Below are 25804 nucleotides of genomic sequence, written 5' to 3'. Positions count from 1 at the left end.
TTCGAGACAGCCGTGCTTTACGTAAAAAGCTGCTTTTTGAAAATATTGGACTGATATTGGTCTACTACTGCGACACACATTACCCCGAAGAATTGTGAGCAGGGTCCAGTGTTTCTCTACGAGTCTCTGGATCCCTCGAACAAGCCAAGGGACGTAGATTACATAAGCCGAGGCGGGTTTGATAGATTATCAGCTTTCTTCTGAAGCTTTCTCATTAGCCTTATGCCGTTCTTCGACAATCCTTCCAGTCAGGGTTCTTACAATTTCCGTTAACTCATAAGATTCAATGACGTCCCTCTCCTGTGGCGGATAGGTGGTCGCCATCTGGAAGTCTTTTATCAGTTCATTAGCAACAGAGCCTGAGTATTTATCCTTGGCCCCACTATTCCTTTCAATTGAAGCCAGATAATTTCTGGTTTCATTAATTGCAAGAATTGGCAGGGAAAACTGCTCAGTATCTTTAACCAGTAAGGGAAGGGTATTATGAGACGTTCGCAGTTTGCTGAATATTGTAAGAACGCCTTCTTCTTCCTCTTCGATAATTTCTTCAACCGGTTCTGGCTCGTTATGGCCGTGGTAAGCCAGCAAAGCAGCAACTCCTCGTTCGATGGGTTCAACCACTGTCGATTCACGCAATACTTTGGTAATGAGGCTTATTTCTTCGCTTTCAATAACTTTATCAATACTCAGATCACCGCTTTCAAGAACCTTCTGGAAACCCGACAGTTGTTTTTGCAGTTTTGCCAGATATTCATCCGGTGGAGCTTCAACCTTCAGGAACTGATTGAGTTTTAATTGTTTAACCGGTTTGGGATTGGCATAAAACATACGTGCACGGACAATTTTTGACTTGAAAAAAATGTGCGCCTCGCCTTCTGTTTGCTCCTTTAAATCCAGCAGGTCAATCCGGGCTCTTTTTTCAAAAGAAGAACTTTTAGTATCAAGATAGCTGTTTGTCATACTACTGTCTTTCGTCTGGAAAGAATCAACCTTGGTTACATAGGCTTCACCTGCAGTTTTTGTAAAGAAATCCCATGTTTCGGTAGGATCTTCCAGTTTCATACAGATTTTTATGTTGGTATTTGCACCGATTGATGCAGCTTCCTCCTTGGATGCTTTTTGGAACGCGGGTAAATCCTGACCAGCAAAAATTGCAGAGAATCCTAAGGACCTGGCCTGCGCAGGCACTACCGCAAAACCTTGAACCGCATAATAACCATACTCATCCAGAATACACATATAGGGAGTAGGAGAATTTGTAGGCTTACGCTCGATCACATCCCGATAATCACCCTCTACCTCTTCACCTAAGCCCGCGGCCATCATTGCCTTCAATGAAGATACGATAACTTTTCCAAGATTGGATAACTCATCGGGAGATTTCTCCAGAGCAGGTAATAAGACTACCAGAATACGGCGGTTAAGCACTACGTCTTTGAAATCCACCTCTGCCAGGTTGGTTCTGATGATGTGTCCATAGGTATCAGCCAGGGATGAAAATACCCGCACCAACTGCATCGTAATAAACCCGTGCTGTTCCAGGACCTGGGAAACCTGTTTGCCTTTCTTCTCCTTATTATATCCAGGAAGGTTAAACACATAGTTTCTTAAAGGGTCAGTCACAAGTTTGGGAACTGATTCTATATTTATACTTTCCTGCTCATCCCGTGGGAATACTTTATCAATAACAATTGCTTCCAGGCGGGTTAAATCAAAATAGTTACGGATGGAGTTGGCATCCAGCAAAATAGCACCATCATCGCGCATATACACAAGCAGCTTCATTAATGCTTCAACGAAGCTTATTGCCCTTCCCTTCCACATATCACCGTCCGATGATTGCCCTGAGGATCCCATCAAACTAACTACCAACTGGGTCAGCATACTGGAAGAACCTTGACAAAAAGGGTTTAGTGTATTTGAGAGACGTTTTTCCTGGGGACCCACAATATCGCGGGCGCCGGTCATGAAGTTAATGAGCAGCAAGTCATCTTCTCGCCCCATGCTTCTGACCATTGAGAAAACTTTTGCATAGAGGGAGTTATCCCCTTTCCCATCAACATAAATGAAACCGCTACCCTGCACCAGGGCATTAAATGCCAGCGAGACCAGCGCTTCGGTTTTACCACTACCGGTAGAGCCGAAAATTAAGGCATGGGTTCTTAAATCTTCATTGGCAAACCATAATTCTTCATTGCTCTTGCGATCATTTCCAAAAAACGCGATACCGCGAGCAGTATAGGGTGTTTTAATACCAGGTTTCAAATCATTATAATCTTTTACACGGGCAATTTTAGGTAAACGAAAGGGTAAGACCTGTTTGCGGGTATAGGTATATATAAAGAAGAAAAATCCGATAATTAATAGCAGAGTCGCTATTTCAGAAACATAATAAGCAATACCGGCCAGTGAAACCAGAATAATCGATACATTGGTAGGATCGGAAAAGAAATCCGCCAAACGCTGACCAACTGTTCGAGTATCTCTAAGTAACTGGCTTGGATCTATTTCATGACGTGAATCAATACCGCGCATCATGGCTGCAACTCCTGAAGTTCGCGTGGGGATAATTTCACTTCTTTAATAGCCACTTCCAAGGCTTTAATAGCTTCATCGATCATCGGCACCAGCGAACGTCTTTTCATAGCTCTTTCTGCTTTCCAGTGGGCAAAAGGCCCTGCAACTTCCGCATAGGGGGTTTGCCTACCTACACAATTAAGCATATACCATAATCGTCTGTCTGTGGGCTTTAACCAGAGAAATTCTGAGCTGGCCACCACTCCATCCTCTCTGGACGCCTGTAATAAAGAAGCCATTACTGTCAGCAGATACGCATGCTGTACCAGAATTTCCTGAACATTCTCCGCATTCTGATACTTCTTGATAATCGGTAAGGCCACCGAATAATCCGGTTTGCCTTCACTGAACGTTTTATCGAGGGTTTCCATGATTAGATTGGCGGAGCCTCTGTCTCTGTTCATTCGCGCCATAAATATCGCCGCCAAAGCCCTGGCATGGGGCGGGCAGCGCTCGAAGCTATCCCAGTAAGGTCCGAGTTGCAAAGTGAAAACACGCTTGGCATCTCCGCGCCGGATGCCGGCAGTCATTTCCATGCCCGGCAGCGGATTATCAAGAATGGCATCATCTTTTCTTAAAAGATGATATTTGCGGGCAAATTCAAGCGGCGTCATCGCCATTGCCCAGGGGCCCTTATTAATATCCTGACTGACCAGATCTTCCTTGATGATGGGCATGATAGCGGGCCAGTTGTATTGCTCCTGTGCTCTCAAGCTTTTCATGTCATGCGCTCGCTTAAATTTTAAGACGACATTAGACTGATAAAGATAAAAGGCTAAGGCTACCAGGATCACTATGACAGGATAACGAACGTAATCACCTACCGTACGAGTCAAATCAAGAAACTGTGTCCAACTGATCGTAGCAGGATCAATGGTTTGCATTAGATAAACATCGTTATCCAACTTGGAGCTGCTTATAAAAAGGCTGACCAGTTTTGCCTGTAATACATTGATTTTAAAAACAAAAGCAACGATATACTGATGCCCGGCATACCAGATAATCCAGCCGATCAGGAATACCAGAACCATAATCCATACCGGGGCCATTGAATTATCGCCGCCGCCCTGCTGTTGTGGTTGTTGAGCCATCCCATCAAATCAAAGAGATTTACATAACAGCAAGTATATACCTGCCCCTAAGGATTTTGCGAGATTAGTTCGTTTATTTTTTAAATAAAGCCAGGAAAAACAAAAAGACCGGAAAAATTATTGACTATCATTAGGTTGGTTTTTTATCAAGCGGCCTTTTATATATTTATAAGTGCCTGAATAATGAACAAAGCGATTAATATTTTCAAGATTGATTGAGCGATCTTTTAAGGTTAATAAAGGTTTTCCAAACTTATCCTGAGGAACTTTATCGGAGGAGAGTGGCAAAATATCACTTTGATTAATGAAAATACTAATGTAAGACTCATTCATTTTGTTTTCTTTCGATTTAATCATAAATTTTACATTCTCTTCATCGGCATAAATGGGTCGTGAAATAACCTGACGAGGCAAATTGGCGAGAATCCTCTCCCAGCTTTGCATGCTATTTCCCTCTGAAGAATACAGCGCTATGAAAACTTCCTGCTGTCCACTGCGCAAGGCTACCCGATTAAGTAAGGTCGCATTGGAATTATTTTTAGGTTTTCCATTATCCAGTGAGCGATTAAAACTGTCTCTAATCTCACGCAGATTTTTTCCGATAACACGCAAAAAGTTAGACTCTTCCCAGGGGCCTGTTTCAATAGCCTCATCAAGAGCCTTTAAAATATCTGCAGATTGTTGATCGTCTACACTGTCTTTCATGCGTGAGAAAATTCTTGAAAATTAAAATGAAAGAGCTTGATAGCTCTATCATTCAGGGATAAGTCGAGTATAACAGTATTATGTAATCTATGCAGAGTATCAAGAGAAATTATTAGGGCGTGTTTTTAAGTTTTTGAAGGACAATAACATTAAAAATACCTGCTTAAACTAAAACACCCCGTAATCTCGTCGGTTTTCAACTTCTTCCTTAACAACCTCTGGCTCGATGGTCTTAACTGATGTATGAGCAGAAAGTGCGGCCTTAAAATCATTGTCACACTTGCTCAATACTTCCACACCTTTTGCATTGGCTGGATCAGGTTTAAAGCTGTTTAATCGTTTCAGGGTGGAAAAATTTTTCTGAAACTCTTTGTAGGCTTCTTCAGCTGTTAATACCTTAGTGGCCTGACTAACTTGTGCTTGCGCCAATGGGGACGAATAATTTGCTACATCAGAGACAGGCCTTTCATTTCTTGGAGATAAGCCAGGCCTTAATGAGCTTTGCATTATTTGAGTACTATCAAATTTTAATTCTTCTGCCATTCCTTACACCCCAACTCGGTCAATTACAACTATAAGTTTAGCAGTTTATCCTTAAGCCAAACTTAAGGGTTACTATTATTTTTATAACAGGAAGTAAACAAATAGCACATCCTGAAATTTTGCCAAACAACATGCTTTCTTATTCATTTAAACCTGAAGTGCCTAACTAATCAAGAGTTTATATTAAATAAATAGGATTAATCATACATCAGTTCGTCCAAAGGAGTATAATCACGGCTGGGTCCTCCCTGAATGAGCTCGTTAATGACATCAGTCATACATAATAAACGCAGAGCGTTGGGAGTCACCTCGTCAAAAACCACGCGAATTCCTAGCAAAGACCCTTCTGCTTCATCAAAAGTAGCTCCCAAGCCGTAACCCAAACAGAGAGAACAGAGTTGATCTGCCCTTCTGGCGATAGCTGGAAGAAGGCCGGTATCGGAAAACACTTCGTCAAAACTTACAAAACGATCATTCAAATAAAACTTGGCATTCATGCTCGCCGCAATTAAGGCCATACTTTTTTTTATATCTACTTCCATTAGCGCCACCAGGGTTGAGAGGATCGAACTCGTCCAGCCAGGAAACTCCTGAGCCAACGTAAAAAAACGGGCACGGTGAACCCATAGTGTTCAATAATGCCGAAAAAGAAAGCCGAGACCAGGACCAGCACACCTGTCCATATTCGTATGTGCATAAGAAAGAGAAATATGGGAAACGCAGCTCGCGCATCCACCATAAAAAAGCGAGCACTCCTGGCCGAATCCCTCCAGTGGGTATTTTCGGAAAAAGTATCAGCCATCACAAACCTCGGAATCGTTAATTATGATCAATTATATATAACATATTTAATTGCGCGAGATTTATTGTCAACTATTGTAGTGAGAATTTTGAGAATGAAACAGCGGATGTGTAAAAACAGTCTGATTTTTAACAGTGAGTTTAGAAAAAAACCGAAGTATCAGCTCCAACCAGGCGTATTTTGCGGTCCTTCTTTTCTTGTCAGAATATCTTTTAATATATCAGCTTCAGATTGTGCAAGAGCTTGTGCCTTGGTCGAAACAGGTTGAGTTGAGGCTGAAAGAGTGTTATTGCCTACTCCCAGCTTTTTCAATATTGCTGCTGTACTATTTGATTTTTCGTCAATGGCCATAAAAAACTCCCCGCACTAAACCTATACCCAATAATATCAATTGAAGATTAAGGTTTTCTTAAGAAATATTAATATTCAATTTTTTTTAATTTTGTCAGCGCCGTTAATCTCCTTATTTTCCATTATATCCGCTCCGTACCGCATCTTGTTCGCGCTATCCGGATCACTACATATTATTTATATAGCCTTAAATTTAAGTTAACACAATGATGCAAAGCCTTACAATAACTTAACAGTACATTTTTTTAAATCAAGTTATGATAATTGAATAATATTTAATCTTTAAGAAGATTATCATGCGCCAGTACAGCCTCGATGAAAAGAAATTGTTTCTGTGGAAAGAAAAATTGCATCAGAACAAAACGCAAAAATATCAGGGAGTAAAACGTAAATTATTAGAGATACTTGATTCAGACGAAGCATTATCGATTAGAAAAAATAGATTTGAGGACTATCGAAAACAGCTCATAAGCGACAATCACGGACAAGGCTGGACATGGACTCCTCATTTTACCTGGTTTTGGAGGTTCCTCTCTTTTTTCTATCCGATCAACTATCCTCAAGGCTCTTCTCTGAGAAAAGCGCTTCTGGATGACATTGAAGTTTCTGAAACCAGGCTGGCGTTAAAAGATTATCACCAATCCTCCTGTTTAGCTGATCTTAAGGACGATGAGTTTGAGCAGGCCATTTTTACCGACCCCAAGTCAGCTCTGGCTGATTTGAAAAATCGTATTGAACAATTACCAGCAGATACATCCGCAATGGATATTGAAGTCATATTAAACCGACTGGACGCAATAAAAAATGAACTGGAAAACAATCTCTATCATTTGATGCTGCAAAAAATTTGTAAGGCCTCCCCTCGAATAGCCTGCTCCAGACTTTATGCATTAAGCCAGGAAGCCTTTGAATATCCAAGCACCAATGAATATATTGAAATCAATTTGCTGGCAAACACCTTGCTTTCCCATTTTGTAACAGGATTCAGGCAAGTTGCCAGCCATCTCAATTTAGGGTTTGATCTGCTGATTTTGCTTTGTCTTTCAGATGACAAATATCGCCGAAAACTTAACATCACTGGTATTTCTCGCTATGGTCTTGCTTTAAAAACAGAAAATCCGCAGCTAAATCCTCACACCATTTATCTTGAATTGCTCAGCAATGGACAGCTTAATTATAGCTCTGGAGACGGCCTTCTCACAGGAACTCTAAGCAGAGAGTTTTTAGCCGCCACACTTTCTCCTCGAGCAATAAACACTTTATTTGAATCGCTGGAAACTGAAGCACCGATTCATCTCGGCATATATCAGCGCAAAATTCTGGAGGCGATTACTCAACACAACAGCGCTAAATTATCTGATCCACTGGCAGATTTAATTGCTGATATAGGCAAGACGGACGCTCAGATTTTTCCTGAAAATAGTCTGCGCCGGGTCATGAGAGATGAAATGGCAGACAAACTTTATGAAGCACTTGACTCTCAGGGGAAGGCAAGTCGCGAAGCTCAAGCGATGTTGTTTGGTCAGGCTCTCAATCGTTGTAATCATCTGCAAATGCTTAAAGATATTTTCACTTTGCATCATAAAACGCATACACCGCCTCAAAATCCTCTGATCTATTTAGTGGCTAAATCCTTATGCGAACAGCTTTTTATTGATTATCGCCAGAATAACGCGGACGGACTATGGAAAGAACATGAAATAGGCTCTGAAATGATAAAACTGCTGCAAATTGCATTTATTAATACAGTACAGCCTGTCAATTCATTTTATAAGCCTGCTGACCAAGAAGCTATATTGAGTCCTTATAATTACCCTTCAATTATTCCAGATGCCTTCAGGGAAGCAGAGGCCGATGCTATAAGGTTTGTATTAAATAGCGGCTATTCTGAAACACGCTTGCTGGACAGCATTAATGAGACTCGAAGCGAACGCAGAAAGACTGTTTCGGAATTTTCATGCGAATGGATTATTTCGCGAATCAGGCAGCGTTCCCCTGCTCTTACTAAAGCGGTTGAACATCGTCTGTTTCTCACTCAATTTTATGATGTCGATGATTGGCTTGTGATGAAAAAACAAGTGAAAGGAGCCCAGCAGCCTGTAGAACGATTAATGGAGGAGCTTAAAGAACAACTCGCGCTTTCCAGGATCGCAAGGGAGAGCATTCAGTATGAAAACGAGAATAATGCGGTGAGTAAAGCACTGGGTCTGCTCTTTCAATTACTGGGAAGTGATTCTGTCACTTCACAGCAACTGGAGGAAATTTACAATTATCAACTGGATAAACTTCATTTTTACATCACTCATACCTTAACAACGGTCCTGAAAAACGAATTAAAAGAGAGACAAGCCAACCTGCTTCGATGGGATGATCAATCACTTAAAGATTTTCAGATAATCGAGGAAGCATCTGTTAGTAGCTCATTGCATTGCGCTCTCAAGCATTTGGATAATGCAAATAGCTGTATTCAGTCAGAAATCAGTAAAGAGTTCGTCAAACAATATAACGAATCCCGAATTGCCGTTTATTATTTTTCAGTCTATATGAAGCAATCCCAATATCAGGACAAGGCAGCCGCCAAAGAGGTATTGGCTGGCTTAAAACCTTATCTTTGTGAGGACCAATATAAGTTGTGGATTATGAAATTGAGCAAACACTTAAGTAACCCACCCGTTCAGGATGTGACAGTATTTAAAGAGGCAAACCTGTGCAAACAGAAAGACCAGCCTCCTGCGCCAGGGACATTGATAACATCATGATGCGTTTCGCCAGAAAGAGTCACAGGTAACCTGATTCATCTATGTCTTTTGCCAGCAATGCGGATAATCGAGTAAACAGGGGATGGACGCTATTCTTATCAAGATGGTCTATCCGGGAAACCGCTTTAACTCCCTGCAGCACATTGCTGGTAAATAATGCCTCGGCGTCTTTAATCATTGCCCTGGTAACCAGACTTTCCCGGCATTCAATCTGATTATCCTTGCAGACAGACAATATGCGCTCACGCAATATGCCGGGTATTAAGCCCTCAGATGGCACAGGAGTTTCTATCCTGTCTTGATAAATTATAAAAAAGTTGGCTATGCTGGTTTCGGTCGCCCTGCTTTCTGTATTAAAAAACAAAACGTCGTCCGCATTTTGATTAACCGCCCAACGGCGTGCCAGAATGGCTTCAAAATAACTGACTGACTTGTACTGATAAACAGGATTTTTCCTATCTCTTTGCCAGGGAGAGCTGACTATAGTAAGTGGAGTTTGAACAGATTGATAAGTAAAGAACTCCAGAACAAGATGCGGATTAATCCCGCGTTGCGTTAATCCACGCGGGGCTTCGCCTGGAGTCAGAATAATTTTCAGTCCGCCGTCAGTAAAATTCTGCTCTTTCAGATATTGTCCGATCACTCTTTGCCATTCTTCTAGAGCTAAAGTGAAAGGAATATTCAAAGATGCCGCGGCATTACGTAAACGCCTCCAGTGCAGACCGGTATATAGTGCTTTACCATTTCTGACTTTGAGCGTTTCAAATACTGCTTCACCAAGAAATAGTCTGTCCGCCGAAGAAAGGCACAAGCTGGCGCCAGGCGGCTGGAAGTGAATGCGAATCACTTGCTAATAATCCATAAAATCATCAAGCTCCTCGCGCAGGCGCTTTTCCTCCAGCATATTTTCCAAACGACGTCGTGCATCCAGAACGGCAGATTCGCCCGCATCCATATCCACATCCTCATCATCGGGATTGACAAATCCATCTTCGTCCAGTAGTTCATCCTCATCAAACAGATCAGTCATATACTCACCTCTTGCAAATTTTATTGAATATAACAATAAAAAAAATGCTATATACCCTATTTTTTAAATTATGCCTAGGATCTTTTGACAAAATTTTATGGCAGGATCACTTTACTATTCCAAAGAACTTCCTGCCCTTAAACATTGGATTCGATTTAGCATGGATTTTCAGTGATTTTTGTTCCAAAATAACTGATAAATGTTTCTTTTTTTTGTGGAATTATCATGGCCGATCGTCTAAAACGAAGCATGAGAGAGGTTTACAGGGGCATAAGAGAACGGCTTCCCCTGGAATATCGCAGGGCAAACTCCAGGCGAATTTGCAATCGGATCAGGCAGCTGGCAGTGTTTCGCAATGCCAGACACATTGCGCTTTATCATGCGGCGAACGGTGAAGTGGATTTACACGATATCTGGCGCTCTGTTCCCTTACAAGGAAAATATTGTTACTTTCCTGTTATTCGCCCCGATAGAAACATGCATTTTATGCCCGCGACGCCAGCCACTTTATTTGCCAGAAATAAACATAACATTCACGAACCGCAAGTTGAATCCGGCAAAGAGATTAATATCCATCAATTGGATCTTATCCTTTTGCCTCTGGTTGCCTTTGATGATTATGGTACTCGTTTAGGCATGGGGGGAGGCTATTACGACAAATGTCTGGACACCATCGATCGCCCCCTTACAATTGGCGTCGCCTATGAATTACAACACACCAGCTTTATCAAACCCGATGAGTGGGATGTGAAAATGTCTATTGTAGTGACCGAAGAGAAAACTTACTGGATTAAATAAAAAATGAACTATTGGTTAATGAAGTCAGAACCTTCCTGTTTCAGTATTGATGATTTACAAAAAGCACCAAATCAGACAACCCATTGGGACGGTGTCAGAAATTATCAGGCCAGGAATTTTATAAAAGAAATGTCAATGGGTGATCAGATATTCTTTTACCATTCCAATTGCAGCCCGCCTGGTATTATTGGCATTGCCGAAATAACCAGTAAAGCTTACCCCGACTTCACCGCATTTGATCCAGACAGCGAGCATCCTGATCCTAAAAGCACACCTGAAAATCCACGCTGGTTTATGGTAGATGTGCGGTTTAAAGAAAAGTTCAAACGTTTGATTTCGCTTGAAGAGCTAAAAAACTATCCTGAGCTGGGCAACATGCCCTTATTGCGAAAAGGAAATCGTTTGTCAGTGATGCCTGTAAGCGCCAGCGAATGGCATTTTATCCAGGAATTAAAGTGAGCTCGCTTAAATTGCGTCCTCACCCATTTCCCCGGTGCGGATGCGAATCACCTGCTGCAAATCATAGACGAAAATTTTACCGTCACCTATTTTCCCGGTGTAGGCTGATTTGCAGATTGCATCGATAGCAGGTTCAACCATATTATCAGGAAGCAGCAGTTCAATTTTTATTTTCGGCAGGAAATCCACTACATATTCCGCCCCCCGATACAATTCGGTATGCCCTTTTTGACGGCCAAAACCCCGCATTTCAGAGATAGTAATGCCAGGAACATTAATCTCCATTAATGCTTCATGCACATCATCCAGTTTAAAAGGTTTAATAATTGCCGTGACCATTTTCATTTTTTATTCCGGGAGAGGCTTTAATTGAAATAATATTCTAGCTGATCCTGTCTATAATCAGGAAAAGTTTTTTCAGAAGCCCTATTATTAATAATCTATAAATCAGTTATCAGACTTTTCGCATTGAGTTATACTGAAGCCGTTAAATAGTATCAGATTTAATACTCTACCTGATAAGGAGTTTCATAATGTTTGACCCCAAATATTTCGATGACCTGGCCAAAAAATTATTTGCCAGCCTCCCCTCCAGCATCCAAAACATTGAAAAAGATGTTGAAGACAAATTTAAGGAAATTTTGCAGATTGCATTCAATCGTATGGATCTAATCACCCGTGAAGAATTTGACGTACAGACCAAAGTGCTAGGCCGCACCAGAGAAAAACTGGAAGCGCTGGAAGCTCAGGTTAATTTAATGATTAAACTTCAATCAACAGAAAAAAAAGACCAGGATAACGTCTAAACTGTTTTTTTGATTTGCTACAAGTCTACCTAAAGGAATAAAAATGAATCTCGCACTTAGCAAAACACGCAGTGCTATTGGTATTTACGCCAAGCCTGTTTCTGTCGAAGTCCATCTGGCCTATGGCCTGCCCAGTTTTACTATAGTAGGCCTGCCAGAAACTGCGGTGAAGGAAAGTAAAGATCGGGTAAGAAGCGCCATCGTAAATAGCCAATTTGAATTCCCATGCCGTAAAATTACAGTGAATCTGGCCCCTGCGGAACTTCCGAAATCAGGCAGTGGTTTCGACTTGCCCATTGCCATAGGTATTCTGGCGGCTTCAGGGCAAATTCCACCCGCCAAACTGTCCGATCATGAGTTTATCGGTGAACTGGCTCTGGATGGAGGCTTACGCGGCATTAATGCAATTATTCCCGTTATTTTATCCAGTCGACGTGATAATCGATTGATTATCATACCGGCGGATAATGCAGAAGAGGCGTCACTAATTAGTTATAAGGGCGTATTGTCCTCTAACAGTTTGAGAGAAATCTGCAGTTATTTAACCCTGGATACCCCGCTTCAAAATCTGCCGCCGCCCCGCCCTACAGCTATCAGCCCTACCATGGACTGGTCAGATATCAAGGGACAGGAACATGCCAAACAAGCTATGTTCATCGCTGCAGCAGGAGGCCATAGTGTATTATTATGCGGTTCTCCAGGCAGCGGCAAAACCATGTTGGCAAAACGATTCCACACCCTGGTTCCTGAACTCGGTGATGAACAGGCATTTGAATGCATCGCCCTGCATTCCATCAGTAAAAAAGCGATCGATTACCAGAGCTGGCGCTCCCCCCCTTTTCGCTCGCCTCACCATACTGCATCGACCGTGGCACTGGTAGGCGGCAGCAATCCTCCCAAACCTGGTGAAATTTCACTGGCACATAATGGTATATTATTTTTAGACGAGCTGCCCGAGTTCAGCCGGCATGTGCTGGAAACCCTGCGTGAACCTCTTGAATCAGGCGTTATTCATATCTCCAGAGCCGCCGTTCAAACGGAATATCCTGCCAAATTTCAATTGATCGCAGCGATGAACCCATGCCCCTGCGGGCAATGGGGTAATCCCACAACCAATTGCTTGTGCAGTCCGGAACGAATTCAACGCTATCTTGGCAAATTATCCGCCCCATTTCTGGACCGTATTGACATGCAGATTACCGTACAGCCGCTGTCCAAAGAGGAACTGCTTAGTCCTGTCAAGAAAGAAACAAAACAAAGTGAATATCTGAGAAATGAGGTGCGAAACTGTCGAGAATTGCAATTGGCAAGACAGGGGTGTCTCAATGCGCACTTGAGCGCCAAAGAATGCGAAGTATTCTGCGAACTGCAGGAGGAAGAACAGCAATTTTTATCTGAAGTATTATCACGACTTAATTTATCGGCACGTGCCTATCATCGGTTACTGAAGGTGGCACGCACCATTGCGGATATGCAGAAGAAAAACCGGGTGGATAACAGTTCTTTGAAACGGGCATTATCGTTCCGACAAATGTTACAGGCTCCCAAATAATCCGTCGCGTTCAAAAACAAACAGCAGACCGGCGAAAAGCCGGCCTGCCACTCACCTATTTGGAGTTCATTACCGCTTCAAGCACCGCCATGCGCATAAACACACCATTTCGTACTTGCTGCAAAATGACCGATTGCGAACCATCGACAATGTCGCTGTCAATCTCAACACCACGATTGACAGGCCCGGGATGCATCACAATGGCGTCAGGCTTTGCCCATTTAACATGCTCAGGGGTCAGAGCAAAATAACGGCGAAATGTGCTCAGATCAAGGTTTTCATTATCCAGCAATCGTTCACGCTGTACGCGAAGACATATCACCACATCCGCATTGCTTAATCCCTCCCGCAGCGATTCTGTAGCTTGACCAAAATGCAGCGTTTGCGGTTGCCATAGTTCTGGCGCTATTAAATGAAGTTCTTTAACCCCAACGAGAGCAAATACCTTTTGCAGGGAATTCGCTACCCGAGAATGCCGCAGATTACCGATTAAAGCGATTTTCAGCGATTGCAGATCAGGTTTGTGTTCAAGGATCGTCATTAAATCCAGCATTGCCTGAGTAGGATGCTCATTCGTGCCATCCCCAGCATTAATTAAATGAACGCCTTTATCTAATATCCGGGATAATTCCTGAGGCAAAAAATTCTGGCTGTGTCGAATGGTGAATAAATTAATTCCCATTGCCGCAAGATTTCTTATGGTGTCCTCAATCACTTCCCCTTTGCTTTCTGAGGAGCGATCCAAATCAAGGTTGATTACCTGCATGGATAAATTGGCAGCAGCCACCTCAAAACTCACTCTGGTTCGAGTGCTGTTTTCATAAAATAAATTGGCCAGGCGCTGTTCAGAATATACAGGATAAGGGATTTTATTCTCTTTAAATGCCTTGGCACGCTCCAGCAAATGATGGATCTCAGCCGAGTTTAACTGATCGATATTGAGAAAATGATTCATATTAGTTATCCGGATATTGCAACCATTGTTCAAGAATCACGCAGGCAGCAAAACTGTCAATAGGGCTGCTCTTTAGTTTACGGTATCCGCCCTGAGCAAACAACTCTGCTCTGGCTTCTACAGTTGATAATCGTTCATCCACCAGATGAACCGGCAGGGAAAAACGATTGGACAATTGGTCCGCAAATTCGCGGGCTAAGGCAGTGGTGTACTGTTCACTGTTATCGATACAGGTGGGCAAACCGACAATCAGGGCTTCTGGTTTCCATTCTTTGATTGATTTCTCAACCAGACGCCAGTCAGGGATCCCTGCTTCTGCACTGAAGGTTGTCAGAGGGCGGGCTGTCAGTGTTATTTTTTGTCCTACTGCTAATCCAATACGTTTTAAACCAAAATCAAATCCCAAATAAATACCGCTGGGCATAAAAAAATCCAAATAGTGCTGTCTTATAAATTATACCCGGGATTTATCAGGCATGACCAGCGTCAGAAGTGAGTTGACTCATGTTGATGCCCAGAATCTTGCCGGCATACTCCCATCGTTGAGAAAAAGGAACTTCATACATAATTTCGGCCTTATAAGGACATACCAGCCATACATTAGTTATCACTTCCTGCTCAAGCTGATGTTCGCCCCATCCGGTATATCCGAGGGTAATTAAAGCATCTTTGGGACCCGTATCATCAGCGATTGCGCGGATAATATCATTGGAGGTAGTCACAGTCACATCATCGCGAAGGGATAAACTGGAACGCCAGCCGCCGGTTGGCCGATGGATTACAAAACCTCTTTCCGGCTGCACCGGGCCTCCATATAACAAAGGCTGATAGTTTTGCTCATTGCGAAGGGGGTGGATATTCATTTGTTCAAAAACGAGCCCAAGCGGGTACTGCATGGGACGATTAATAATTAATCCGACTGTACCGTGTTCATTATGCTCGCACACATAAATCACGGCATGCTGAAAGTTAGGATCCGTTAACGAAGGCATGGCAATTAATAGTTGATTGGCGAATGAATTATCAATTGCCATAAACCCTCCTAAAAAAATATAGTTCTTAATCTCAGTATATACCATTGAGTAGAACTTGTTTTATTTAGGAAATGAGGGTAAATAGGCGGACTTGGAAAGACAGGTAATCTGTTCTTTTAAACGCTCGATAAAAATTTCCAGGGTTTGCGGCTCATAAGAGCAGCTATCCACCAGAGGCTGCCACACGCTATGAGGCCAGGCAATATCCGTTTTAAATCGCGCAACGATATGAATATGCAGCTGGCTAACCATATTCCCCAGAGCACCGATGTTTAATTTATCCGGTTCACGAGACGCCTGTAAAACGCGGGAAAACAAATCGATCTCCTCCATAAGAACGCGTTGTTGCTTTGGAGATAACTGAGTGATTTCCTGTACACCCTCAACCCTTGGCACTAAAAGAAGCCAAGGAAAACGGTTGTCATTTTTTACCAGTACGGTAGATAAACGGCTCTCACAAACAAATACACTGGAATTTAGTATGCGCTCGTCAATTGAAAACATAGCCTCAAGCCATTTTGGTTAGTTTATGCATTCTAAAGGATGGTCTAGTAAAAGTTAATCCAGGCTTGCTGAATATGAGCATTTTTTTAAAACAGTAATTTTTTTTAGAGCAGACTTCTTATAATGTCAGGAAAATAATAATTTTTTTCGTAAAAAATATTTGACAAGCATGAATTTTGAGTTATGTTGAAAAGTACCTATATTATTTATGGGTTTTCACAATTGTCATTTAAGGACGAAGGCAATTACGCTATTGGTTATGTTGTATAAATCGATATGCAGCTGCCAGTTTAAGGAGGATTTATGGCTACAGGCGAAGTTAAATGGTTTAATAATGCCAAAGGATGGGGATTTATTATGCCCGAAGGTGGTGGCGAAGATATTTTTGTACATTTTTCAGCCATACATGGTTCAGGGTACAAAACCCTGGCTCCCGGTCAACAGGTTTCTTACGATTTGGAAAAAGGCGAGCGTGGTCTGCATGCGTCTAATGTCATTGCATTAAGTGAACCAGTTGAAGAAATGGCTTAGGCTGATATAGCTTACCGCCCTTCATTACTATGTACCGCTTTAAATGTCTGGATTAACGCGAATACATCAATTAAAAAGCGTTGCTCCTGAACCGATTCGAGTTGAGGGATATCCTCAGCCCGAACGGCTCAAACCGTTCTAATTATCACTTCGCTTTATTCGTAATAATTGAATGATTCTGGCTTACTTAAGCATCTTCATGAAAGCGGTTCTACCAGTAAAACCGTATTATCCTGAACAGCAATGATTTTAACACGTGCTCCAGCAGCTAACTCAGGCCCGGTTACAAACCAGTAGGCGTCGTTTAGATAGATTTTACCTCGGCCATTTTCAATAGCCTGACTCAAAATTGCGGTACGCCCAATTAGGGCGTCCAAAGGGCGATTAATCAGCGGCGGTGGTGAAACCTGTGAGCGGTATTTAAGCACTCTCCACCATCCTATGGTGAATAAAACGCAGAACAGAGAGAACCAAATCAGTTGCCATTGCCAGTACAAGCCGGCTGCTAAAGTGAGGATCCCCGTTAACGCAGCAGCCATTCCAAGTGCAACCAGTAATCCTGCAGCCCCTAAGGTTTCAGCGATCATTAAGATCAGGGCCAATGCGAACCAATGCCAATATACTAACCAGCTCATTATCATCTCACTAATTCGATTTAGTCTTAACGTTATTCATCAATTCGCTGATCCCGCCAAGCGCTCCTATTATTCCGGTTGCTTCAACGGGTAATAACACCATTTTGCTGTTTTGAGCATTTCCTATCGATTTAAGCGCATCGACATACTTCTCGGCGATAAAATAATTAATCGCATTGATATCGCCTTGCGCTATCGCTTCAGACACCATACGCGTGGCATTGGCATCGGCCTGGGCAGTGCGTTCACGCGCCTCAGCTTCCAGAAATGCCTCCTGACGTGCCGCTTCTGCCCGCAAAATCTGTCCCTGCTTATCCCCTTCAGCGCGCAGTATTTCTGCTTGTCTATCCCCTTCGGCAGCGAGAATTGAGGCCCTTTTTTCACGCTCGGCTTTCATCTGATTCGCCATTGCATCCACCAGATCCTGTGGCGGGCGAATATCACGAATTTCAATCCGGGTCACTTTTACTCCCCAAGGAGTCGTTGCCTGATCAACTACATGCATTAGCCGGCTATTGATTTCATCCCGATGACTAAGCATCCCGTCCAACTCCAGAGATCCCAGAACGGTACGAATATTGGTCATCGTTAAGTTGCGGATGGCATGTTCGAGATTATCAACCTGGTATGCTGATTTTGCCGTATCCACCACCTGAAAAAAACAGACTGCGTCGATAGTTACCATTGCATTATCAGAAGAAATAATTTCCTGGGGAGGAATCTCAAGGACTCGCTCCCTCATATTTACTTTGTAGGTAACCCGATCAATAAATGGAACAATTAATCCCAATCCGGGTGATAGAGTGTGGGTATAGCGTCCGAACCGCTCTACAGTCCACTCTTCTGATTGAGGAACGACCTTAACACCAGAAAGAACAAAAGCAACTGCAAAAATAACCAGTAAACCCAATGTAATTAAGGATTCCACGATATGCTCCAGATAATGAGAATTAAGGGTCTTGTTCTATTCACATTTTAATCATACACCAGAATATTGCAAAAGTGATTTTTTATGCTATAGAAGAATCTATATGATACTGCTTAGGAGCAGGGAATGAGCAATAAACGATTTGCTGAACGCCTGAATAAAGAACTGGATGGTATCGGAGTTCCTCCTCGAGACGATGAGCGAATTGAAGTATTCTCTAAACTCTTGAAAATTCCCAAATATCAGGCAGAGGCGTTTTTAAACGGAATAGTGATTCCTACCTCTAAAATACTGGATCGATTAGCAGATGAACTGGAGGTTAACCCGGATTGGCTCATCGGTAAAAGTGATAACCGAAAGAGAGAAACCCGGGCCTCCTAAGCTGTTTGCAGAGATTAGAGTCCCGCCCGTCTCTGCAAACCAGCAGATTGCTCTTCTACCACCTCACACATAGCAGAACATTGCGCCAGACGTACAGCGAGGCTGACGCTATGCGCTGAAGCACTCAATAGTTGATCCTTGTAAGTATTGTGTACAAGCCTCTTTATTTCCTCAACCGACTCTGCATTATGAATGTTATGCATGAGCAGCCTGGTATATTCAGCTTTTGTCGCCGTCAACTCGGAATTCCTAAAGAAGCGAGTAATCAGAGACGCTGAAAACTCACCCTCTTTTAAAGAGCCTCTCGAAATCAGATAACGGGTTAACTCTCTGATGCAGCTTTCTTTAAGATTATCGAGACTTAATTCTCTTTCGACTAATAAAATATTTTTCGCTTTATTAACTGCTTCGGATAATCTGTCTTTGGTTTTTAGAGAAACAGCTGGTAAGCGCCTTGAAGGATGAGTCGAGATGCTGGCTCTATAATCGATTATCTCTGCCGCCAATTCAACCCGTGAGTTAATGCCCACATTCCGCTGAGCATCATAGCCAGCAGCCAATGCCTTTATTAAATTGGGTTTGTTTTTTAAAAATCCGGCGTCAAAAATGTCAGGCCGATTGTTCTTGATAAACAATAAAGCTTTGACTGTTTCTATTGTTTGTGGAAAGACCCAACTATTTATCCGAAACCAATTGTCATGTAGAACCTCTGCATCCCCCCAATAGTTCTGGCTTGCTATACTTCTTCGTCTTGTTTTATTCCCAAGGCGAACTTCATGCCTTTTCTCAAGCTCCAGACAAAGCCCCACATCCACACAAACGACGTGACCGCTTTTTGTTGTCACAAAATTCTTGCGTCCAGCCGCGTCAATGACAATACGGCCAGTTCGTGAAAAAATATCAATTAAAGCGCCAACCATTTCCTCATCGGTAGATTGTCTGCCTTTAATGTAAGGACAAATCCATCCAGGGCCAAACTGTTCGGAACGAACAACACGGGCGGGGGGTTTGATATGAGAGTTTATTTCATTCCACAATCTTACTGAACGTTGTGGGAGGTCTGTCTCATAACACTCTTTTTGAATTTTTAAGACCTCTCCTTTCTCGACATTCACATAAGTGGTATTAAAACTACCACCACCTAATTTTTTCCAAGGCATTTTGAGACCTGTTAGCAAAAACAATTTGCTCAATTTTACATCATTGTTTATTTATAATAAACACATTTAATTGTTTTTTTCTTAAGATCGTTATACTGCGGTCAAGCCGCAGTACGTAGAGAGGAAGGCCGCCTATCCCTGAAAGCGTTGATTTAAGCCTTTGGGTTTGGCATTTTTTTCTATGTACTGAATGATCTTTCCCGCGATATTAATATGGGTCGCCTTCTCAACCCCTTCCAATCCTGGAGAGGAGTTGATTTCAAGCACCAGCGGTCCATGATTGGATCGAATTAAGTCGACACCGGCCACTTTGAGTCCCATCGCTTTGGCCGCTCCAATCGCAATGGCACGCTCCTGCGGAGATAAGGCAACCTTCTGTGCTTTACCACCCTGGTGAACATTGGCGCGAAACTCTCCCTCTTTTGCCTGTCGTTTAACCGCGGCAACGACTTTATCCCCAATGACAAAGCAACGGATGTCCGTTCCTTTGGATTCCTGAATAAACTCCTGAACCAGAATATTGGCCGACATTTCCTTAAATGCATTAATAATACTAACTGCTGATTGGTGGCTATCTGCGAGAATAACGCCCTTGCCCTGTGTTCCCTCAAGTAATTTAATGACCAGGGGGGCTCCTCCGACCATACGGATTAAATCTTCTGTATCGTCCGGTGACTGAGCAAAACTGGTCAATGGCATCGGGATCCCTTTTCGAGCTAGTATCTGCAGGGAGCGGAATTTGTCACGGGAGCGCGAAATCGCAATCGATTCATTTAAGGTATACATTCCCATAGTTTCCATATGCCGCAAGACTGCAGTGCCGTAGTAAGTAATTGACGCACCAATACGTGGTATCACCGCATCATACTTGGGCAAGGGTTCACCGCCGCGATAATGCACTTTTGGGCTGGAAGCCGCAACATTCATATAGCAGTACAGTGGATTGATAATATTGACTTCATGTCCAGCGGCTTCACCGGCTTCCTTTAATCGTTGGTGAGAATATAAATGGGGATTGGTCGCCAAGATCGCAATTTTCATGAAGATAATTATTCCCAATTGTTTTTATTGTATCCAAAAATCTATTTCTTCTCTGAGCCAGTCGCAGGACTAGTCTGCTTTGTCTCATGAGAAAAGTATAGACGACAAGTAAGGGCTTGTTGGCTCGTTATTCATACGAAATTACTGTGTTCCGGTACACCATCTCTCAAAGACAATGCCATAGAGAGCTGGATGCCTGATAAGCCTACAGGCTCAGGCATCACAGAGCATATAATCTATTTCAGATATGACAGGAAAACGAGTAGTTAAGCACCCTAATAATTTTTAACCAACCAGAAGCTGATAATCTTTTGCCAGTAAATCAGCTCGATGAGGAGTGGTGAAAAATGCACTCAATTCCCCCTGGGGATTGAATAGCATGACAGCACCGCTATGCTGCACATCATAGTTCTCTGAATTTGTTGAGATTTTTTTCTCATAAGCAATACCCATTTCCATTGCCATTTTTTTAACAGTCGCCTGTTCCCCTCTTGCGCCATAAAAATGAGGATTGAAAGCGATCACATAATTTTTAAGTTTTTCAAGATCATCTCTTTCCGGATCAACAGAAATCATAACAACATGCGGTAAAGGTTTCACCCGCTGTTCTTCAAGAATACTATACATTTTAGCCAACTCAGCCATCGTAGTAGGACAAACGTATCCGCAGTTAGTAAAACCAAAAAATATCATTGTCCATTGTCCCTGCAGACTCTTGTTGTCAAAGGATTTCTCATCAACCCCTGTCAGACTGAACTGCTCGATATCACGAGGTTTCTGTAATAAGGTGCCATGAAATTGCGAAGGGTCAATTTCTTTATTCCAATGCATATGTTGCGCGACGAACAAACCGGTAAACATGGCTGCTATCGCTAAAAGCACCGTGACCGTCAGGGTAATTTTTTTATTTTGACTTGCCATTTTTTCCTCTTACACGTAATGGTCAATTAACAAAAAGACAAACAGTAACATTAAATACACAATAGAGAATCGAAAGGTTCGCAAGGCAATAACCGGCTCATCACTTCGATACAGGCGCCAGGTCCAGTGTAAAAATCGCAGTCCCAAAATAACCGCGCCAGCCAGATAAATCAAACCGCTCATCCCTACAAGGACTGGAAGCATGGTGACCACCAGTAGCAGAATAGTATACAGAACAATATTGAGCTTGGTAAAAGCAATACCATGGGTTACCGGCAGCATAGGGATTTCTGCATGACGATAATCTTCAAATCGATAAATAGCCAGCGCCCAGAAATGAGGCGGGGTCCAGGTAAAAATAATTAATACCAGTAAAAGGGCATTGGGATCAAGGTGATTGGTTATTGCCGTCCATCCCAATAAGGGCGGTGATGCACCCGCCAGGCCGCCGATCACAATATTTTGAGGGGTAGCCCGTTTCAGATAACCAGTGTAAATTCCGGCATAACCAATAAGCGTCACAAAGGTCAGCACTGCAGTAAGCGTATTGATCCATAGAGAAAGCAAGGTCAGACCTGTAACGCCCAAAAACAAGGCAAAGCTAATCGCCTGTTTAATCGAAATGCGGCCCCGAGCCACCGGACGTTTTTTGGTTCTGGCCATTAAGGCGTCAATACGTTTATCAACCAGATGGTTGATTGCTGCGGCACTACTGGCGGCACAGCCGACACCTATCAGTGTAATGCACAAGGTGGATAAGGGTATCCAGCCAGGCGCTGCCAGATACATGCCCACCATAACGGTTAACAGCATTAACAACACCACGCGCGGCTTGCAAAGCTCCAGATAATCTCGCCAGGATGCTGACGTCAGGCAGGCCTCATTTTGCATCACAGCGCTCCTCCCGAGAGAAATAAAACATTATAAACAGGCTGGCCAATAGCATGGCAGCCATCCCGTTGTGGGCAACTGCTGACCATAAGGGAAGCAGATACAATACATTGATAATACCAAGACATAGCTGGACGCCGAGCAGGATAAGCACCAAAAGAGCCATTCCACGCAAGGATTTGCTGGCAGATCTTAGCAATATAAATATCGAAAGGCCCAATAAATACAGAGTAGTAATTAAAGCGCCCAAGCGATGAATCCCTTGAATAGATGCTCTGACTTCGCTTTCGAGAAGCCCGCCCTGATAATTTTCGCCAACGGGTGAAAACAGGTTAAACCCTTGGGATAGCTTTATTGCCGGTAACCATTCGCCATTACACTGTGGAAAACCAATACAGGCAATCCCTGCATAGTTGGCACTTACCCAACCGCCCAGAGCGATCTGGAAAAATACGATGAATGCCCCCAGAGCAATCCAGAAACTCCATGAAGGTTTTGAAACATCTCTTCTCTCTGTCATCTGCAAACGCAGACGAACAAGACAGGAAAAAATTAATATGCCCCCAAGTAGATGGGCCATCACCACCACAGGAAGTAACTTAAGCGTCACAGTCCACATACCCAGCGCGGCCTGAAACAAGACCAGCAGCATGAGTAGAAAAGGCAATCGAGCAAAAGGTCTCCGTTCTCTCAATGTCCGAAATACCGAAATACCTCCCACAGCGAATATCAACAAGGCCAGCGTACCCGCTGCATAGCGATGCGCCATCTCCGTCCAGGCTTTACGGGATTCGATAGGATTATCCGGGTAGGCATTTTGTGCTTTGCCCAACGCCTTGGTATCTGACGGCAGAACCATGTGTCCATAACATCCAGGCCAGTCGGGGCAGCCAAGACCTGCATTTGTCAGGCGGGTATAAGCGCCCAGCATCACGACAAGCAGGGACAATATGACAGCAATACTCGCAGCCCAGCGCATCCAGTTTGTATAAATTGTATCAAGCACTCTGTTTACCCGCATTTAATAAATGTTTTAAATCTTTATAAATATCTGCCGGTTTGGCGGCTGATGAATAGGATAAAATCAGGAATTTGTCAGGATTGGCAATATATACCTGTGCTGACGACGGAAGCTTGCTGGCCGAAAGGTTTTGATAATGCATATCCTGATCCTGCAATAGCTGAGCGACTTCTGGAGATAATTTGACGCCAGGAGGAAGAATAAGCACTTCCTCCACTTCATATAAATGCCTTCCAAGCGCTAAACGAATACGTCCTAATTTATCAAGCTGTGACAAGCAGGCTTGTTCGCAAACACCAGGGTTCCAGAATACCAGCTGCCACTTACTTTTTGGATTAGCAAGGTCCACAGAAACAGCAGGCACTAGCAAATTGCCCTTATTAATCGCCTGCGCGCGGAGCCATTGCGGATGAGTAAAAAAAAGATAGGCCGCAACCCCAGGCGCGATGAACAGGAGCGCTAAAAGATACAGGACCAGATTTTTCGATTTAACAGTATTAGTCATTGATTTTTTTCAAATTCGAGCCAATAAAAACCACCAGGGCAATAAAAGCCAGGGCAAACCATTGCAAGGCATAGGCATAGTGACGTTGCGGCGACATTGTAACAGTAGGCCACTTACGGGTAAAACCATTAACGTCATCTTTATTGAGGCGAATAATAAACGGATAGACAGATTTATGCAAAAGATTACTGATTAAATTCACGTCAATGCGTTCAACTATGGTAATACTATCGCTTTTTATTTCAGCTTCCTGTCCTAAAACCCATGATTTAGCGGAAGGAAAGTAAGCCCGACCGCTTAAATGATGTGCTGGCAGCAGAGGAGGCAATTCCGGAATATGGCTGCGATCACCGGCGATCCAGCCTCTGTCGATTAATAGCAGATGACCGTCAGCAAGCAAATAGGGGGATAGCACATTATATCCCGGCTGATGCTCAAAAAACTGATTATCCAGAAGGAAAACGGATGATAAATACCGGCCTTTAACCTCGATTAACTGATACTGCTTCGGATAAGGCATTCCTGCAGCCCATTCAACAGGAGGCAATTGAGTCTCTCTGGCCTCGGCAGAAAGAATCAACTGTTTTTCTTCTGCGCGATGCAGCTGCCAGAATCCTAAAACAATAAGCAGGACAATAGCCAATACGGCCAGCACAATCATACGTCCACCGGACGTGAAACGATGATTAAAACAAGTTACACTCAGCATTTTTTGGAATCATGAAAAAGCACTGAGGAGATTATATCAAATGTTCACCAAAGCAATCATCCTAATTGTGATGCTAATTATTCTATTCACATTGGGAAGCGGTTTGATTTTTCTGATTAAGGATAAAGGTTCCACTAATCGCACAGTAAAAGCCTTAAGCTGGCGAATAGGCTTGTCACTCGCGCTGTTTCTCTTTCTTTTGCTCGCCTTTAGTATGGGCTGGATTCAGCCGCATGCAGTGTGATACATTTTAGTGGAATAGCCGGGAAGGAGACGTCCGTGTATTGGAATCAGGATGAAGAGAAACTCATCAGAGATTATCAGGAAGAAGGGGTAGTCTGTATCCGGCAATTATTAAATCCAAAGCAAATAGCCCTGCTGACTCAAGGTATTGAACATAATTTGCAGCAATTGAGTCATCGCGCCAAAGTAGCCAGCCGTCCGGATGATCCAGGCTGCTTTGTTGAGGATTTCTGCACCTGGCAAACCAATCCCTTTTACCAGGAACTTATTTTTAATTCCCCTTTGGGCGAGATAGCCGCTAAATTAACTAATAGCCGTCAAATACGCTTGTACCATGATCACTTACTGGTTAAAGAAGCAGACACACGTCAGTCAACACCCTGGCATCAGGATCAGCCTTATTACAATATTGAAGGCTTACAGAATTGCAGTATGTGGATACCGGTTGACCCTGTCAGCCATCATGCAGCCTTGCGTTTTGTTTCGCATTCACACCGCGAGCCCTGGCTAATGCCCCGTTCATTTATGGATAAGCAGGCCAAATGGTTTCCCGAGGGCTCACTTAGCGAACTCCCCGATATCGAGGAAAATCCAGAGCAGTATAAGATTAAATCCTGGTCGATGCAGCCTGGCGATGTGATTTGCTTTCATATGCTAAGTCTGCATTCCTCACGAGGTGCTGACACGGGGCAAAGACGCAGAGCGTTCTCTCTTCGCTTTATAGGCGATGATATTACCCATGCCCCTCGCCCCTGGATTACTTCACCTGATTTTCCTGGACTGGCAGAAGAGCTGGCAGCCGGGGCATCCATGTGCCATCCTTTATTTCCAGTGATCTGGAAAGCTGATTGACCAGCAGATATTTAGCCTTA

At 43.2% G+C, this 25804-nt stretch carries 32 protein-coding genes; 9 read left to right on the top strand and 23 right to left on the bottom strand.

The window, feature by feature from the left end; all coding sequences use genetic code 11:
* Positions 1-189: 189 nt before the first annotated feature.
* The 7 genes from DYH61_RS04970 to DYH61_RS04940 form a co-directional block, all read right to left on the bottom strand.
* Positions 190-2538, bottom strand: a complete 2349-nt coding sequence (locus DYH61_RS04970) for a TraM recognition domain-containing protein (RefSeq protein WP_058508960.1) — start codon at positions 2536-2538, stop codon at positions 190-192.
* Entirely contained in the window at positions 2535-3668 is a 1134-nt protein-coding gene (gene icmP / locus DYH61_RS04965) for a type IVB secretion system coupling complex protein DotM/IcmP (protein WP_058508959.1), read from the bottom strand. The genes DYH61_RS04970 and icmP overlap by 4 nt, the downstream gene beginning before the upstream one ends.
* Positions 3669-3785: 117 nt before the next feature.
* Positions 3786-4373 carry a Dot/Icm secretion system protein IcmQ gene (icmQ, locus tag DYH61_RS04960; protein WP_058508958.1) on the bottom strand — a complete coding sequence of 196 codons (588 nt, stop codon included), beginning with the start codon at positions 4371-4373 and terminating at the stop codon, positions 3786-3788.
* A 168-nt stretch (positions 4374-4541) separates the two neighbouring features.
* Positions 4542-4916 carry a hypothetical protein gene (locus DYH61_RS04955; RefSeq protein WP_058508957.1) on the bottom strand — a complete coding sequence of 125 codons (375 nt, stop codon included), beginning with the start codon at positions 4914-4916 and terminating at the stop codon, positions 4542-4544.
* Positions 4917-5113: 197 nt separating this feature from the next.
* Positions 5114-5458, bottom strand: a complete 345-nt coding sequence (locus DYH61_RS04950; protein WP_058508956.1) for a type IV secretion IcmS family protein — start codon at positions 5456-5458, stop codon at positions 5114-5116.
* The gene (icmT, locus tag DYH61_RS04945) at positions 5458-5718 is read right to left on the bottom strand and encodes an IcmT/TraK family protein (protein WP_058508955.1); all 261 of its coding nucleotides are present in this window, start codon (positions 5716-5718) and stop codon (positions 5458-5460) included. The genes DYH61_RS04950 and icmT overlap by 1 nt, the downstream gene beginning before the upstream one ends.
* A gap of 159 nt (positions 5719-5877) precedes the next feature.
* The gene (locus tag DYH61_RS04940) at positions 5878-6069 is read right to left on the bottom strand and encodes a hypothetical protein (protein ID WP_058508954.1); all 192 of its coding nucleotides are present in this window, start codon (positions 6067-6069) and stop codon (positions 5878-5880) included.
* A gap of 296 nt (positions 6070-6365) precedes the next feature.
* On the opposite strand from DYH61_RS04940, the gene DYH61_RS04935 reads away from it, so the two are divergent.
* Positions 6366-8828, top strand: a complete 2463-nt coding sequence (locus DYH61_RS04935; protein ID WP_058508953.1) for a hypothetical protein — start codon at positions 6366-6368, stop codon at positions 8826-8828.
* Between the two features lie 19 nt (positions 8829-8847).
* Here DYH61_RS04935 and DYH61_RS04930 read toward each other — a convergent pair whose 3' ends face one another.
* Positions 8848-9675 carry an aminotransferase class IV gene (locus DYH61_RS04930; RefSeq protein WP_058508952.1) on the bottom strand — a complete coding sequence of 276 codons (828 nt, stop codon included), beginning with the start codon at positions 9673-9675 and terminating at the stop codon, positions 8848-8850.
* A 3-nt stretch (positions 9676-9678) separates the two neighbouring features.
* A complete protein-coding gene (locus tag DYH61_RS04925) occupies positions 9679-9858 on the bottom strand; it encodes a PA3496 family putative envelope integrity protein (RefSeq protein WP_058508951.1) in 180 nt (59 codons plus the stop codon).
* Positions 9859-10083: 225 nt separating this feature from the next.
* Here DYH61_RS04925 and DYH61_RS04920 point away from each other — a divergent pair, with 225 nt between their 5' ends.
* The gene (locus DYH61_RS04920; protein WP_058508950.1) at positions 10084-10656 is read left to right on the top strand and encodes a 5-formyltetrahydrofolate cyclo-ligase; all 573 of its coding nucleotides are present in this window, start codon (positions 10084-10086) and stop codon (positions 10654-10656) included.
* 3 nt (positions 10657-10659) lie between these two features.
* Entirely contained in the window at positions 10660-11115 is a 456-nt protein-coding gene (locus DYH61_RS04915) for an EVE domain-containing protein (RefSeq protein WP_058508949.1), read from the top strand.
* Between the two features lie 6 nt (positions 11116-11121).
* Here the strand turns inward: DYH61_RS04915 and DYH61_RS04910 are convergent, their stop codons facing one another.
* Complete coding sequence (locus tag DYH61_RS04910; RefSeq protein ID WP_058508948.1) at positions 11122-11460, bottom strand: P-II family nitrogen regulator; 339 nt, start codon at positions 11458-11460, stop codon at positions 11122-11124.
* Positions 11461-11648: 188 nt separating this feature from the next.
* On the opposite strand from DYH61_RS04910, the gene ubiK reads away from it, so the two are divergent.
* Both ubiK and DYH61_RS04900 read left to right on the top strand, forming a co-directional pair.
* Entirely contained in the window at positions 11649-11921 is a 273-nt protein-coding gene (gene ubiK, locus DYH61_RS04905; protein ID WP_058508947.1) for a ubiquinone biosynthesis accessory factor UbiK, read from the top strand.
* A gap of 43 nt (positions 11922-11964) precedes the next feature.
* On the top strand, positions 11965-13473 hold the full coding sequence (locus DYH61_RS04900; RefSeq protein WP_058508946.1) for a YifB family Mg chelatase-like AAA ATPase: 1509 nt from the start codon (positions 11965-11967) through the stop codon (positions 13471-13473).
* 55 nt (positions 13474-13528) lie between these two features.
* Here DYH61_RS04900 and DYH61_RS04895 read toward each other — a convergent pair whose 3' ends face one another.
* The 4 genes from DYH61_RS04895 to DYH61_RS04880 are packed head-to-tail and all read right to left on the bottom strand — an operon-like array spanning position 13529 to position 15966.
* The gene (locus tag DYH61_RS04895) at positions 13529-14428 is read right to left on the bottom strand and encodes an aspartate carbamoyltransferase catalytic subunit (RefSeq protein WP_058508945.1); all 900 of its coding nucleotides are present in this window, start codon (positions 14426-14428) and stop codon (positions 13529-13531) included.
* Position 14429: 1 nt separating this feature from the next.
* Positions 14430-14852: a Holliday junction resolvase RuvX gene (ruvX, locus tag DYH61_RS04890; protein WP_058508944.1), complete on the bottom strand. Its 423-nt coding sequence runs from the start codon at positions 14850-14852 to the stop codon at positions 14430-14432.
* Positions 14853-14898: 46 nt separating this feature from the next.
* Entirely contained in the window at positions 14899-15462 is a 564-nt protein-coding gene (locus DYH61_RS04885; RefSeq protein WP_058508943.1) for a YqgE/AlgH family protein, read from the bottom strand.
* Positions 15463-15522: 60 nt separating this feature from the next.
* Positions 15523-15966, bottom strand: coding sequence for an HIT domain-containing protein (locus DYH61_RS04880; protein ID WP_058508942.1), 444 nt, complete (start codon positions 15964-15966; stop codon positions 15523-15525).
* Between the two features lie 303 nt (positions 15967-16269).
* On the opposite strand from DYH61_RS04880, the gene DYH61_RS04875 reads away from it, so the two are divergent.
* Positions 16270-16497, top strand: coding sequence for a cold-shock protein (locus tag DYH61_RS04875; RefSeq protein ID WP_058508941.1), 228 nt, complete (start codon positions 16270-16272; stop codon positions 16495-16497).
* Between the two features lie 197 nt (positions 16498-16694).
* On the opposite strand, the gene DYH61_RS04870 is transcribed toward DYH61_RS04875, so the two are convergent.
* Together DYH61_RS04870 and DYH61_RS04865 are read right to left on the bottom strand one after the other, a co-directional pair.
* Positions 16695-17132, bottom strand: coding sequence for an NfeD family protein (locus tag DYH61_RS04870; RefSeq protein WP_058508940.1), 438 nt, complete (start codon positions 17130-17132; stop codon positions 16695-16697).
* A gap of 10 nt (positions 17133-17142) precedes the next feature.
* Positions 17143-18060 carry an SPFH domain-containing protein gene (locus tag DYH61_RS04865; protein ID WP_172458273.1) on the bottom strand — a complete coding sequence of 306 codons (918 nt, stop codon included), beginning with the start codon at positions 18058-18060 and terminating at the stop codon, positions 17143-17145.
* A 126-nt stretch (positions 18061-18186) separates the two neighbouring features.
* Here DYH61_RS04865 and DYH61_RS04860 point away from each other — a divergent pair, with 126 nt between their 5' ends.
* Positions 18187-18441, top strand: coding sequence for a transcriptional regulator (locus tag DYH61_RS04860; RefSeq protein ID WP_058508938.1), 255 nt, complete (start codon positions 18187-18189; stop codon positions 18439-18441).
* Positions 18442-18455: 14 nt separating this feature from the next.
* On the opposite strand, the gene DYH61_RS04855 is transcribed toward DYH61_RS04860, so the two are convergent.
* The 7 genes from DYH61_RS04855 to DYH61_RS04825 form a co-directional block, all read right to left on the bottom strand.
* Complete coding sequence (locus DYH61_RS04855; protein WP_133129113.1) at positions 18456-19601, bottom strand: hypothetical protein; 1146 nt, start codon at positions 19599-19601, stop codon at positions 18456-18458.
* 132 nt (positions 19602-19733) lie between these two features.
* Positions 19734-20642: a 30S ribosomal protein S6--L-glutamate ligase gene (gene rimK, locus DYH61_RS04850; RefSeq protein ID WP_058508936.1), complete on the bottom strand. Its 909-nt coding sequence runs from the start codon at positions 20640-20642 to the stop codon at positions 19734-19736.
* A 285-nt stretch (positions 20643-20927) separates the two neighbouring features.
* Positions 20928-21563, bottom strand: a complete 636-nt coding sequence (locus tag DYH61_RS04845; RefSeq protein ID WP_058508935.1) for an SCO family protein — start codon at positions 21561-21563, stop codon at positions 20928-20930.
* Between the two features lie 9 nt (positions 21564-21572).
* Complete coding sequence (gene cyoE / locus DYH61_RS04840) at positions 21573-22454, bottom strand: heme o synthase (RefSeq protein WP_058508934.1); 882 nt, start codon at positions 22452-22454, stop codon at positions 21573-21575.
* Positions 22444-23448, bottom strand: a complete 1005-nt coding sequence (locus DYH61_RS04835) for a COX15/CtaA family protein (protein WP_172463593.1) — start codon at positions 23446-23448, stop codon at positions 22444-22446. Before DYH61_RS04835 ends, cyoE begins: the two co-directional genes overlap by 11 nt.
* A gap of 4 nt (positions 23449-23452) precedes the next feature.
* Positions 23453-23980: a hypothetical protein gene (locus tag DYH61_RS04830; protein ID WP_058508932.1), complete on the bottom strand. Its 528-nt coding sequence runs from the start codon at positions 23978-23980 to the stop codon at positions 23453-23455.
* Complete coding sequence (locus DYH61_RS04825) at positions 23973-24689, bottom strand: SURF1 family protein (RefSeq protein ID WP_058508931.1); 717 nt, start codon at positions 24687-24689, stop codon at positions 23973-23975. The genes DYH61_RS04830 and DYH61_RS04825 overlap by 8 nt, the downstream gene beginning before the upstream one ends.
* A 40-nt stretch (positions 24690-24729) precedes the next feature.
* On the opposite strand from DYH61_RS04825, the gene DYH61_RS04820 reads away from it, so the two are divergent.
* Together DYH61_RS04820 and DYH61_RS04815 are read left to right on the top strand one after the other, a co-directional pair.
* Positions 24730-24933, top strand: coding sequence for a twin transmembrane helix small protein (locus DYH61_RS04820; RefSeq protein WP_058508930.1), 204 nt, complete (start codon positions 24730-24732; stop codon positions 24931-24933).
* A gap of 35 nt (positions 24934-24968) precedes the next feature.
* The gene (locus DYH61_RS04815) at positions 24969-25784 is read left to right on the top strand and encodes a phytanoyl-CoA dioxygenase family protein (RefSeq protein ID WP_058508929.1); all 816 of its coding nucleotides are present in this window, start codon (positions 24969-24971) and stop codon (positions 25782-25784) included.
* Positions 25785-25804: the final 20 nt, after the last annotated feature.

This window comes from Legionella quinlivanii (assembly GCF_900461555.1).
GTDB lineage: Bacteria > Pseudomonadota > Gammaproteobacteria > Legionellales > Legionellaceae > Legionella_C > Legionella_C quinlivanii.
Note: the sequence above shows the minus strand (reverse complement) of the source record. Positions and strands in the feature narration are given on the sequence as shown.